General features: G+C 66.4%; 12 protein-coding genes and 1 pseudogene. 8 read left to right on the top strand and 5 right to left on the bottom strand.

Annotation, left to right across the window (positions count from 1 at the left end):
- Window positions 1-138 precede the first annotated feature (138 nt).
- The 3 genes from GVL12_RS06645 to GVL12_RS26850 all read left to right on the top strand — a co-directional run bounded on the left by GVL12_RS06645 (window position 139) and on the right by GVL12_RS26850 (window position 4,003).
- Window positions 139-1,113, top strand: a complete 975-nt coding sequence (locus GVL12_RS06645) for a LysR family transcriptional regulator (RefSeq protein WP_200843553.1) — start codon at window positions 139-141, stop codon at window positions 1,111-1,113.
- Between the two features lie 36 nt (window positions 1,114-1,149).
- Window positions 1,150-1,641, top strand: a complete 492-nt coding sequence (locus GVL12_RS06640; protein ID WP_159912125.1) for a DUF6882 domain-containing protein — start codon at window positions 1,150-1,152, stop codon at window positions 1,639-1,641.
- Window positions 1,642-1,888: 247 nt separating this feature from the next.
- Complete coding sequence (locus GVL12_RS26850) at window positions 1,889-4,003, top strand: tyrosine-type recombinase/integrase (protein WP_159912123.1); 2,115 nt, start codon at window positions 1,889-1,891, stop codon at window positions 4,001-4,003.
- 87 nt (window positions 4,004-4,090) lie between these two features.
- On the opposite strand, the gene GVL12_RS06630 is transcribed toward GVL12_RS26850, so the two are convergent.
- Window positions 4,091-4,486, bottom strand: a complete 396-nt coding sequence (locus GVL12_RS06630; RefSeq protein ID WP_200843552.1) for a nuclear transport factor 2 family protein — start codon at window positions 4,484-4,486, stop codon at window positions 4,091-4,093.
- A 122-nt stretch (window positions 4,487-4,608) separates the two neighbouring features.
- Here GVL12_RS06630 and GVL12_RS06625 point away from each other — a divergent pair, with 122 nt between their 5' ends.
- A complete protein-coding gene (locus GVL12_RS06625; RefSeq protein ID WP_159912119.1) occupies window positions 4,609-4,995 on the top strand; it encodes a helix-turn-helix domain-containing protein in 387 nt (128 codons plus the stop codon).
- 86 nt (window positions 4,996-5,081) lie between these two features.
- On the opposite strand, the gene GVL12_RS06620 is transcribed toward GVL12_RS06625, so the two are convergent.
- Entirely contained in the window at window positions 5,082-5,798 is a 717-nt protein-coding gene (locus GVL12_RS06620; RefSeq protein ID WP_159912117.1) for a DUF2807 domain-containing protein, read from the bottom strand.
- A gap of 364 nt (window positions 5,799-6,162) precedes the next feature.
- On the opposite strand from GVL12_RS06620, the gene GVL12_RS06615 reads away from it, so the two are divergent.
- Window positions 6,163-6,525, top strand: coding sequence for a tyrosine-type recombinase/integrase (locus GVL12_RS06615; protein WP_159912115.1), 363 nt, complete (start codon window positions 6,163-6,165; stop codon window positions 6,523-6,525).
- Between the two features lie 3 nt (window positions 6,526-6,528).
- On the opposite strand, the gene GVL12_RS06610 is transcribed toward GVL12_RS06615, so the two are convergent.
- Both GVL12_RS06610 and GVL12_RS06605 read right to left on the bottom strand, forming a co-directional pair.
- A complete protein-coding gene (locus GVL12_RS06610; RefSeq protein WP_159912113.1) occupies window positions 6,529-7,503 on the bottom strand; it encodes a tripartite tricarboxylate transporter substrate binding protein in 975 nt (324 codons plus the stop codon).
- Window positions 7,504-7,538: 35 nt separating this feature from the next.
- Window positions 7,539-8,663 carry a mandelate racemase/muconate lactonizing enzyme family protein gene (locus GVL12_RS06605; protein WP_159912111.1) on the bottom strand — a complete coding sequence of 375 codons (1,125 nt, stop codon included), beginning with the start codon at window positions 8,661-8,663 and terminating at the stop codon, window positions 7,539-7,541.
- Between the two features lie 101 nt (window positions 8,664-8,764).
- Here GVL12_RS06605 and GVL12_RS06600 point away from each other — a divergent pair, with 101 nt between their 5' ends.
- The 3 genes from GVL12_RS06600 to zigA all read left to right on the top strand — a co-directional run bounded on the left by GVL12_RS06600 (window position 8,765) and on the right by zigA (window position 11,809).
- Window positions 8,765-9,646, top strand: a complete 882-nt coding sequence (locus GVL12_RS06600; RefSeq protein WP_159912109.1) for a LysR family transcriptional regulator — start codon at window positions 8,765-8,767, stop codon at window positions 9,644-9,646.
- The gene (locus tag GVL12_RS06595; protein ID WP_159912107.1) at window positions 9,643-10,437 is read left to right on the top strand and encodes an inositol monophosphatase family protein; all 795 of its coding nucleotides are present in this window, start codon (window positions 9,643-9,645) and stop codon (window positions 10,435-10,437) included. The genes GVL12_RS06600 and GVL12_RS06595 overlap by 4 nt, the downstream gene beginning before the upstream one ends.
- A 163-nt stretch (window positions 10,438-10,600) precedes the next feature.
- On the top strand, window positions 10,601-11,809 hold the full coding sequence (zigA, locus tag GVL12_RS06590; RefSeq protein WP_159912105.1) for a zinc metallochaperone GTPase ZigA: 1,209 nt from the start codon (window positions 10,601-10,603) through the stop codon (window positions 11,807-11,809).
- 38 nt (window positions 11,810-11,847) lie between these two features.
- Here zigA and GVL12_RS06585 read toward each other — a convergent pair.
- Window positions 11,848-12,069, bottom strand: a pseudogene (locus GVL12_RS06585) (IS4 family transposase); the annotation flags it as partial.

The raw sequence follows: 12,069 nt of genomic DNA, 5'->3' as shown, positions 1-12,069 counted from the left end.
TAGAAACCGTACCCGCCCGGCGACAGACAGGGACTGCCTCGCACCGCATGGCAGCGCCTGTCTTGCTGCTGTCATCCGTTTGTGATTGCGCCGGGTGCGGCAATGAAGAGGTGCCTGCACGGCCCCATAATCGGCGCCATGAAACTGCACCAGATGCGCTATATCGCCGCGGTGGCTGCGCATGGCAGCATCCGCGCGGCGGCGCGCGCGCTGGGAGTGACGCAGGCGGCCGTGACCCAGGGCATGCGCGAGCTGGAGGCGGACTGCCAGCTCGCGCTGTTCACGCGGCACAGCAGCGGCATAGGCCTCACGCCCGCAGGGCGCGATCTGGTCCAGCACGCTCAGCGCATCCTGGAGCAGATGCACCAGGCCGAGCAGGACCTGGCGCGCCACCGCGATGCAGGCGCGCCCCAGCGCCTGTCCATAGGCATCACGCCCTGGGTCGCGCAGACGCTGCTGGCGCGCGTGCTGCCGCCATTTCGCGCGGAGATGCCGCATGTGCAGCTGGAGCTTTTCGACGGCATCTCTGCCCTCGCCTATCCCAAGCTGCACGAGGGCAGCCTCGATCTGATGATCGGCCGCATCGCCGCGCCCGAGGAGATGCAGGGCCTGCATTCCACGCCGCTGTTCACCTACGAGGCCACGGTGATGGCGCGCGCCGGCCACCCGCGCGCGGGCGCAACGTCAATCCACGAGCTGCTGGACGAGGACTGGGTGCTGAACTTCGGCCCCGGCGGCGAAAAGGAGTTGATGGACCAGTTGTTCACCCAGCACGGCGCGGCCGTGCCGCGCCATCACATCCACCTGGCGCAGTCGGCCTCGCTGATGCTGACGCTGGTGCAAAAGACCGACATGCTCACTTTCTGCCCCTGGCCGCTGGCCGAGACCGCGTCGCTGCGCGGCAGCATGGTGGCGCTGCAGCTGCGCGAGCAGTTCGCGCCGCGCACCGTGGGCATCATCCGCCGCAGCAACCAGACCCCGTCGCTTGCCGCCCAGCGCTTTCTGGCGCACTTTGCCGAGCAGGTGCAGGCCAGCGTGCATTCGGACGACGCCGAGCTGCGGCGCCTGTTCTATTCGGTGGAGCTGGTGCCGACCGCGGAGGCCGGCGCTTGACGGACAATGGCGGCCAGAAAATTGAATGGACCTGGAATGAGTACAGCGCAACACCCCACCGACTGGAATGCCTGGAGCCGCGAGGCCGTAGCAACCATGATGGCCGGCAATGCCCAATGGCAGCGTGAGTTCGGGCTCGAGGGCTCGCCCAAATACCACTGGGATCTGGACAGCGCCACATTGACGTTCGAGGGCGCGCTGGGCCCGGTGCTGGCGACGGTCTGCCTGGTGGGCACCAGCAGCGACAGCGAAGGCAGCTTTCTGTGGAGCTGGGCCAACGAGGCCATTCCCCGCCAGCACGGCCAGGCGCTGGAAGTGGTGCACGAGTTCGGCCGCGAAAACCAGCTGGCCTTGCTGACCACCGCGCGCATCCAGGGCGGGCGCCCCGAGGCGATGGAGTGCCTGTGCATCGCGGGCCGTCTGCAACGGGCCCTGGGCACGTTCATCGACAAGCAGGGGGATGTGACGCTGTACTTCACTCTCCTGCACCTGCGCGTCGAGCCCGCAAAGGATCAGTTGCTGCACTGAGCCGCGGGGCCCGGTTTCAGCCTTCGCTGGCAGCGGCGGACTGCGTGCATTCGCCCTTCGACGCAGCCGCCCAGCAGCCGCAGGCCCAATTTTTAGCGGCTAAAACGCGAACCCGGCTCCGAAAGCCCCAAGTTCTCGCGCTGCGTCTGCCGCGCATCACGTTCCAGCCCGTGGCATGCAAGAGAAGTGATTGAAGCGGGCGCGGGAAATATATGATGCGTGCATCAATTCCCGCAAAAAATCCAGCATGCCCTTGTCCGACGGCCCCTTGGCGGGCCAGCCCATAGACCGCCTCCAGGTCGTGGACATCGAAGAAGACCCCGCGCCGCAGGGCGCGCCCGCACGCCCCGCGCGCCGGCGCGGCCGCCCGCCGGGCTCCAAGGCCGCGATCGCCAGCGCAGGCTCGCGCATTTCGGCCAGCGAAACCTCGTTCATGCGCGCCGTGCTCCAGGGCGTCGATGAAAAGCTGGCCGCCAACCGCTATCTGCTGCATCTGGGCAGCATGGACAGACGCGCAGCGGCCGCCTACCGCGACCTGCTGGAGCGGCGCATCCATCTGGCGCTGCAGAATTTCCCCGATCGCGCCCAGGGCGCGCGCATCCTGGCGCAATTGCTGGCCCAGCCCCAGCCCACGCCAGAGCTGCCCACGCTGGAGGAATTCGCCCAAGGCTTTGCCGAGGACATGTTCAGCGAAAAGGAGTTGATTGCGCTGTACCGCGAGCAGCTCGACGACCGCTTTGGCGACAAAGGCCAAAGCGCCGGCCCCACGGCCGCTGAAATCCTGCGCGGCAAGCTCGAAGCCATCCATTGGGTCCAGGCCCATGTGGCCCAGCATCCCCAGCCCACGGACCCGACCGCGCTGTGGCTCGATGCGGCGATTGCCGCCAAGCTGCGCGTGCACGGTGTGCTGTCGCTGAGCGACGCCATCCAATGGATCAATCTGCAGGGACGGCGCTGGCATGCGCAGCTGCCCGGGGTCGGGCGCACGCGCGCCCAGCGCCTGCTGCTGTGGCTCTCGGACCACCAGGAGGCAATCGGCGTGCGTATCCACCACCGCATCGCCCAGGAAATGATCTACGCCGACTTCGCGCCCGCGGCCCAGGCCACGCTGCTGCCCGCGAAGCTGGGCAGTGCCGCGCCTGCCGAGATCTTCGGCGTGGTGCCGCTGGACGCCCTCGCCTGGCCGCTGGAGCTGCTGGGCGACGACGGCCTGTTTCGCTCGCACCGGCCCAATACGCTCAAGGCCCACACCGACCGCGAAGCCGTGCAGGCCTGGTTCGCGACGCTGTCCGAGAAATCCGCGGCCACCCAGGACAGCTACCGGCGCGCGATCGAGCGCCTGGTGCTCTGGGCCCTGGTCGAGCGCCGCACCATGCTCTCGTCCCTCGCCACCGAAGACTTCATCGCCTTCAAGGCCTTTCTGCGCGCGCCGCCCGCGCACTGGTGCCAGAAGGCGCCCGTGACCAAGGGCTCCGAAGACTGGCGCCCGCTGCGCGGACCGCTGGCCGACCTGAGCATCCAGCAGACCATGAGCGCCATCGCCACCATGTACCGCGACTGGCATGCGAGCGGCTACCTCGACGCCAATGCCGTGGCCAGCGTGCGCGGCAGCAAGCGCCGGGACATGCAGATGGACGTGATGCGCTCGTTTTCCAACGAAGCGCTGCAGGCGATTCGCACCACCTTGCAGGACATGCCCGACGGCCCGCCCAAGCGCCGCCTGCGCGCGGCCATCCTGCTGCTGCAGACCGCGGGCCTGCGCCGCGCCGAAGCCGTCAACATGACCTGGGGCCATATCGAGCGCGTGCGCCTGGACAACATGGAGTCCGACATCTGGGCGCTGCGCTTTGCCGGCAAGGGCAAGCGCGAACGCATGGTGCCGCTCAAGCCCGAAACGCTGCAGGCGCTTGAAGTCCATTACCAGGACAGGCTGGCGCTGATTGAATCGGGCGCGCTGGCAAGCTACGCCGACATGGCCAAGAAGGACTGCCCGCTGCTGGGCGTGCTCGACGAGCGCCTGGCACAGGGCAATGCGGGCACGCTAGGCGACCTGGCCTCGAATGCGCGCCGCGAAACCAATGCCACCGGCGCGCTGTCGGCGGCGCGCCTGCACGGCGTGCTGAAAAACTTCTTTCGCCAGGTGCAGCAGCAGCCGGGCGCGGGCGACACCGACTTCCTCAAGGCCTCGGCCCACTGGCTGCGCCACACTTTTGCCCACCAGTCGCTGCGCTCCAGCGGCAAGGACCTGGCCGTGGTCCAGCAGTTGCTGGGCCATGCGGACATTTCCACCACGGGCATCTATGTCAAGGCCGACATGGCGTCGCGCGTGGCGGCGGTGCTGGGGGTGGAGGCAGCGGTCTGAAAGGGGTTGCGGGCAGGGGCGCAGCCTTATCCTCCACTGACCCCCACTGACCTCCACGCCAAGGGCGTCAAGCAAAAAGCTCGACGATCATCCCCAAAAGGCGTCTTCCGCTGCCTGGTCTTCGGAGAAAAGCCACACTTCACGGATTCGCCCGTCTGCGATGCGCAGGACATCCACACCCGACATCGAGATGGAAGCACCAGGCCTTTCCGCGCGGAAGTGCAGCCATGTCGTCACGAGATCGCCCTGGGCCATCAGCGGGCCGACGGTGTCAATGCGAAAGCTTCCGGCGCTGCGTTCCATGAACTGGCCCAGCAATGCGAAGACGGCCTCCTTGCCGCTATGCAGTCCTGACAGCGTCCCCTTGCCTGGCTGATGCCATTCGATATCGCTACTGAACGCATCACCAACCGCTGCCAGATCGCCCCGTGCCACGGCGTCGAAGTAGCGGCGCACGATCTCGATGTTCTGCTCTGTGCTCATACAGTTTTCCTTCATAGGGTTGCGTAGTGTTGCCCATCCATGGGCGCAAGACAAGCAGCGAGATTAGGTGCTAACATTATTTTTAGCAAGAAGGCACCTTAAAGTTATATAGGCACCCAAAAGTGACTAATGAAAATCAACCACCTCCCTGGAATCCTTACCTCGCCACCTGCCCCACCCGGCAGGTGCTCGACTGCGTGGCGGACAAATGGGCCGTACTCATCATCGGATTGCTGCTCGCCGGACCTCGACGCTTTGGCGAACTGCGCCGTGACATTGAGGGAGTGTCGCAAAAGATGCTCACCCAGACGCTGCGCTCGCTGGAAAGAGACGGTATCGTCAATCGCAAGGTTTTTGCATCCGTTCCACCCAAGGTGAAATATTCATTGACCACCCTGGGAGCCTCGTTGGCAGGCAAGCTGGACGGGCTACGCATCTGGGCTGAAGACAATATTGAAGCTGTTCTCGGTCATCAAAAGATATTCGATGAGAATTCGAAACGCTCATAGACGTAGAACATGTTCACGGCCTCGGCGCAGCGGCAACGGCTCCTGAAACGCAAGCTCTGCCCCTGCCTCGCCCCGCGCGCCCTCGTTCACTTGAATCGGATATTGCCGGCGCCCAGAACCCGGGTGTCCCGCTGGGCCGGGTTGCCCCAGACCGCAATGTCACCCGCTCCTGCGATATGCGCAGACAGCGACTGCGTGACATGGGCCTCGATGTCACCGGAGCCGGCCACCTGAAGCTCGGCGCTCTGGGCATGCAGATCCTTGGCCCTGACATCGCCAGCGCCGGAAATCTTCACGCTCAAGTGCTTGACGGCCCCTGACACGCGTATGCCTCCCGCGCCGGCGATGGCCAACTCGATGGCGTCCTGGCGCACATCGTCCAGACGCAGATCGACCGCGCCTTCGAGGTGCGCCGAGGGCAGTTCAGGCAGGCTGAGTTCGATCGTGACTTTTTGCCCTTCACCGCACAGCGACAAGCCGCCACGGAACGTGACGCCGAAATTGCCTATCCTGAAGCAGCCGTCGCCCGCGCCGCTGTGCGCGGGTTTTTGCGCGATCGTGAGAACACCGTTGCGAATGTTGGTGACCACGTTCTCGGGTTTTTCGGCAATGACCTGCATGGCCGGTGGGCCGCGCTTCACCCAGACATCGATCGCGCCGCGCGCCACCAACTGCTTGACGGGCTGGACAGGCCGGGACTCCTTCTGGAGGGCGGCTGCCGCGCCGCTCCCGGGCGCACTGATCAGCGCGCCTGCCAGCAAGCCAGCGCAGAGCAGCGCCGATCTCCGGGTGATGTTTGCCATGGTTTGACTCCTCGCTTTTTGCTGTTGGAAGCTCCACGCCTGGACAAGGCCGGAAGGCCAGCCACCTGCATCACCGGGGGCCCTTTCCAAGGCCGGGGCCTGGTGAATGGGGGGCGGCCGGGCTCGCGGTACCGGGCTTGTGGGTGGACCCCTTGGATGCAGTTGTCATGTCGCGCAGCGCCGTGGAACCCATTCTGAGAGGTCTGACGGGCATTCGCGGGGTCACATTGTCGACAAACCATGCAGGACCCGGCCCTGATGCCTGGCAAAACCGCTTTCTTCCGAAACGCTGCAGGCCCTTGAAGTCCATTACCAGGACCGGCTGGCGCTGATTGAATCGGGCGCGCTGGCAAGCTATGCCGACATGGCCAGGAAGGACTGCCCGCTGCTAGGCGTGCTCGACGAGCGCCTGGCGCAGGGCAATGCGGGCACGCTCGGCGATCTGGCCTCGAATGCGCGCCGGGAAACCAATGCCACCGGCGCGCTGTCGGCAGCGCGCCTGCACGGCGTGCTGAAAAACTTCTTTCGCCAGGTGCAGCAGCAGCCGGGCGCGGGCGACACCGACTTCCTCAAGGCCTCGGCCCACTGGCTGCGCTCCAGCGGCAAGGACCTGGCCGTGGTGCAACTGCTGCTGGGCCATGCCGACATCTCCACGACCGGCATCTATGTCAAGGCCGACATGGCATCGCGCGTGGCCGCGGTGCTGGGGGTCGAGGCCGCGGTCTGAGGCCTAGCTTTCAAGCTTGATGCCGCGCGCCTTGACCAGGGCCGCCCATTTCGTGCGCTCGTCCTTCATGAAGGCATCGAAACGCGCTGCAGAGCCGCCGCCGTCCTCGGCGCCGAACTCCTCGAGCCTAGCCACCACGTCGGGCAGCGCGAGGATCTGGTTCACATCCCGGTTGATGCGCGCGACCAGATCCGCGGGCATCTTCGCCGGGCCCACGAGCCCGAACCAGATGCTCGCGTTGAAGCCCGCAAAGCCTTGTTCCGCGACCGTGGGCAGGTCGGCAAACGCCTTGACACGCTTTGGCCCGGTCTGCGCCAAGGCCCTGACCTTGCCGCTCTTGATGAACGGCGCGGCCGTGGTCATGCCTTCGAACGCATAGTCGATCTGGCCGCCCATCAGGTCGGTCATGACGTTGGAGGCGCCCCTGTAGGGCACATGCAGCGCCGAGACCTGCGCCGCCTGTTCGAACAGCGCGAGCGCGAGATGCTGGGCCGAGCCCGTGCCCGACGAGCCGAAGCTCAGCTCGCCGGGCTTGCGCTTGAGCTGGGCCAGCAAGGCCGCCAGGCTGTCGGCTGACTTGGGCGCGGCCACCAGCACCTGCGGCGTCTGGCCTATGAGGGCCAGGCCCGCGAAGTCTCTTTCGGCCGAATAGTTCAGCTTGGAATAGAGCGCGGGCGCGATGCCCAGCGGATTGATGTGGCCCAGCATCAGGGTGGAGCCGTCGGGCGCGGCCTTGGCGGCTTCGGCGGCCGCGATCAGGCCGGCGGCGCCGGGCTTGTTCTCGACCACCACCGGAATGCCCCACAGCGTGTTGAGCTTGTTGGCGACGATGCGCGCGAGGATGTCCGTGCCGCCTCCGGCCGAAAAGCCCACCAGGATGCGCACCGGGCCCGCAGGCAGCTTGCCTTGCGCAAAGGACGGCAGCGCGCCCAGGGCGGCCGCGGCGGCGACGGAAGTCATGAAATGTCGGCGTTGCATTTTTTGTCTCCTTTTTTGTTTTCAGCAGCCGGCGCTCAGGACACCGTGGTCCAGCGGCCGTACTTGGCGACCTGCGCCTCGTCGAAGCCAAAGCCCAGGCCCGGCGTCTGGTGCAGCACCACGCGGCCCTTTTCGTGCGTCATCTGGCGGTCGATCAGGCGCCGGAAATTGAGCACCTGGTCGTCCCAGAAGAACTCGACGTAGCGCGCGTTGGGCGTGGCCGCGACCAGCGGCGCGTGGATGTCGTGGAACCAGTGCGGGCAGACCTGCACGCCGTAGCCCGCGGCCATGGCGGCGATGCGCTTCCATTCGGTGATGCCGCCGCAGACCGCGGCGTCGGTCTGCAAAATGGCGGCGCCGCCCATGTCGAGCAGCTGCTTGTGGTACCAGCGGCCGTAACCGATCTCGGCGGTCGCGACCGGAATGCGCGTGAGCTTGGCGAGCCGCGCATGGCTCTCGATGTCGTCGGGGCTGAACGGCTCCTCGATGAAGTACGGGTCGTACTGCTCGAAGCGGCGCAGGTATTGCATCGCCTGGACCGTGTCCACCCAGCCGTTGTTGCAGTCGAGCATGAGTTCGACATCCGGGCCTATGGCCGCGCGCGCGGCCTTCACGCGCGACTCCTCGCCCGCGGGGCTCCAGCGCCCGGTCTTCATCTTCACGGCCTGGAAGCCCAGCTCGACATAGCCGGCCATCTCTTCGCCCACCTGTTCGGCCGTCTTGCCTTCTACGTAATAGCCGCCGCTCGCGTAGGCCGGCACGGTGTCGAGCTCGACGGCACCCAGGTACTTGTGCAGCGGCAGACCGGCGCTGCGCGCGTTCAGGTCCCACAGCGCGATGTCCAGCGCGCTGAGCGCACGCATGACGGTACCCATGCGGCCCTGCAGCAGCGCCTCCTGGTACATCTCCTTCCACAGGCCTTCGACGGCCAGCGAGTCGCGGCCCAGCAGCACGGGCGCGAGCAGCTGTTCCACGGCGACGCGGAAGATCTCGCCCGCGGCATTGCCCACGTAGCAAAAGCCTATGCCTTCGACGCCGTCCGAGCTGCGCACCTTGACCAGGCCGTAATGGCGATCGACCACGGTGCGGTTGGCGAGATAGGTGACCTTGTCCAGCGGCACGCGGGCGACGCAGACTTCGATGGATTGGATGATGGGCATGGTGTCTCCTTGAAAAGCGGGGGGAATGGAGCCACTGTGCCGCGCCGTCGGCCAACAAAGAAGCTGCTTTTCCATGGTTCAGATAACGTAAAATACGTCGAATGGACAGCCGCTTTCTCCAGAGTTTCGTGACCGTGGTCGATTTCGGCTCAATCGCCGACGCCGCGCGGCGGCTCGATCTGCCGGCCACGACCGTCGCCCAGCAGATGCGCGCGCTCGAAGCCGACATCGGCGGCAAGCTGCTCAAGCGCGTGGGACGCACGGTGCGGCCCACGGTGCTGGGCTCGCGCATCATCGACCAGGCGCGCGAGGTGCTGCGCGGCGTGCGCGACCTGCGCTCGGCGGCGTCCGACACCGAACTGCCCGCCGGCCCGCTGCGGCTGGGCGCCACGCCCACGGCCTTGATGGGCCTGGCGCCGCCGCTGCTCAGGCGCTGGATGCGCACCTATCCCGACATCCAGATCTACATAGAACCCGGCACCTCCGCCGTGCTGCTCGACCACGTGATGGCCGGCGATCTCGACGTCGCCATCCTCGTGCACCCGGCGTTTGCGCTGCACAAGACCTGCGAATGGCGGCTGCTGCGCGAGGAGCCGCTGGTCCTGCTCGCGCCGCAGCGCATGCGCGTCGACGATCCGCTGATGACCGCAGCGCGCGAGCCTTTCATCCTCTATGACCGCAAGGTGATGGCCGGCAAGCTAGCCGATGACTACCTGCGCAAGCAGGGCATCAAGCCCAAGGTGCGGTTCGAGCTCGACGGCATAGAGCACATCGCGCAACTGGTGGCCGAAGGCTTCGGCGTGTCGGTGCTGCCCGACTGGCCGCAGCTGGGCCAGGCCGATCCCCGCGTGCGGCGCTGGCCCCTGCCCGCGGGCGCACCTGCGCGCCAGGTGGGCATGGCCTGGCTGCGTTCCTCGCCCCGTTCGCCACTGGCCAGCGCGCTGCATGCGCTGGTGAACTCAGTTGAATCCTCACCGATATGACACCGCTTCCCCTGGAACAGGTCGCCCCGCTGCTGCGGAGCGCGGCCAAGGAGTTGATACTGCCGCGCTGGCGCCAGCTCCAGGCCGGCGACGCGCAGCAGAAATCACCCGGCGAATGGGTCACGGTGGTCGACCAGGAAGTCGAGGCCCGGCTCACCACCGCCTTGCAGGCGCTGCTGCCCGGCTCCACCGTCGTCGGCGAGGAGCAATGCGCGGCAACGCCCGAGCTGCTCGAGCGCATAGACGACGGGCTTGTCTGGCTGCTCGATCCCGTCGACGGCACGGGCAACTTCATCGCGGGAACGGGCCCGATCTCGGTAATGCTCGCGCTGCTGGAAAACGGCCAAACGCTGGCGAGCTGGATGCTGGAGCCGCTGAGCGGCGTCATGCACCACGCGATCCAGGGCGGCGGGGCCTGGCGCGATGGCCAGCGGGTCTTGGCCGCCGAAACGGGCCCGCTGCGCGGACAAGGCATAGTCAAGACGCGCTTCCTGCCCGAAGACTTCAAGCAGCACCTGGCGCAGACCGCGCCCGACCAGGCATTCCAGGCCGGCAGCAATTGCGCGGGCGACGACTATCCGCAGGTGATGCTGGCCGACAGCGAATTTGCGCTGTACTGGCGCGTTCTGCCCTGGGACCATGCGCCGGGCGCGCTGTTCGTGCGCGAAGCCGGCGGCGTGGTCGCGCGCCTCGACGGCAGCGCCTATCGGCCGGGCGAGCAGAAGCCTGGCCTGCTGGTGGCCCGCAGCCAGGCTGCATGGGACAGAGCGCGCGCGTATTTTCCGGCGTGAATCGCTGAGAAGGCGCCACCTGCCGCGGCACGCCGCATAACGTAGGAAATCTCACACTCGTGGCCACGCACCCTGCCGCCCTATTTTGTTATGTTATAACGTCAAACAAGAATCTTAGATCCATGCGCATTTCGCTGGTCGCTTGCTTTTCCCGAACACCAAGATGCCCACCCCCGCCCTGCTCCCCAAGAAACTTCCCGTCACCGTGCTCTCCGGCTTCCTCGGCGCCGGCAAGACCACGCTGCTCAACCACATCCTCCATAACCGCGAAGGCCGACGCGTGGCAGTGATCGTCAACGACATGAGCGAGGTCAACATCGACGCCGCGCTGGTGCGCGGCGGCGGCGCCGAGCTGTCGCGCACCGACGAGAAGCTGGTCGAAATGAGCAATGGCTGCATCTGCTGCACCTTGCGCGAAGACCTGCTGATCGAGGTGGACAGGCTTGCCAGGGACGGCAGGTTCGACCAGTTGGTCATCGAATCCACGGGCATTTCCGAGCCGCTGCCGGTGGCAGAAACCTTCACTTTCGAAGGCGAGGATGGCCGCAGCCTGGGGGAAGTCGCCCGGCTCGACACCATGGTCACCGTGGTCGATGCCTGCAACTTCCTGCGCGACTACAGTTCGCGCGACAGCCTGCAGGCCCGGGGCGAATCGCTGGGCGAGGAAGACCAGCGCACGGTGGTCGATCTGCTGATCGCGCAGATCGAGTTCTGCGACGTGCTGGTGCTCAACAAGCTCGATCTTGTGAGCGCCGAGGAACGCGCGCGCCTGCTCGCCATCCTGCACAGCCTCAACCCGCGCGCGCGCATCGAGCTCGCAGAGTTCGGCAAGGTGGCGCTGGACCGCGTGCTGGCCACGGGCCTGTTCGATTTCGAGGCTGCGTCCCGGGCGCCCGGCTGGCTGCAGGAGTTGCGCGGCACGCATGTTCCGGAGACCGAGGAATACGGCATACGCAGCTTTGTCTACCGCGCGCGCCGGCCGTTTCACCCGCAGCGCTTCTTTGAGCTGGTCGAAAGCGAATGGCCGGGCGTGGTGCGTTCCAAGGGCTTCTTCTGGCTGGCCAGCCACCCGTCACTCGCGGGTTCGTGGTCGCAGGCCGGCGCCGTGGCGCGCCATGGGCCGGCGGGCACCTGGTGGGCGGCCGTTCCCGAAGCGCACTGGCCCGAGGACGCGCAAGCTGTGGCGCTGATCCGCGCCAAATGGGATGAGCGCACGGGCGATGCGCGCCAGGAACTGGTGCTGATCGGCATCGCCATGGACGAAGCCGCGCTGCGCGCGCGCCTGGACCATTGCCTGCTGACCGATGCGGAAATGGCCTGCGGCCCCGAAGTCTGGACCACCTGGCCCACGCCATTTGCCGACTGGACGTGAAGCCGTGACTTCGGCGCTTGCCCTTAGAATCATCCCTTTCAAGGTCTTTTCCCCGAAGCCTGTTTAAGCACACGAGCAGTGGAGACATGTGAGCGGGCGATGCGGCCATCGACATAGCCTTTGGCCTGAGCAGCCTTGGGCTTGCGCTTGGAGGTCGCCAACTGCTTGGGACTCATGCGCCCAGCCAGAAGTAGCAGGCGTTCGAGCAATTGCCGGGGCTCGTCATCGGCGCGCGGCAGTTGCTCAGGTGGCAGCAGGCG

Origin of the sequence: Pantoea sp. 18069 (assembly GCF_902706035.1) — a bacterium.
GTDB lineage: Bacteria > Pseudomonadota > Gammaproteobacteria > Burkholderiales > Burkholderiaceae_C > Comamonas.
This window is presented reverse-complemented; position numbering and strand designations above follow the sequence as displayed.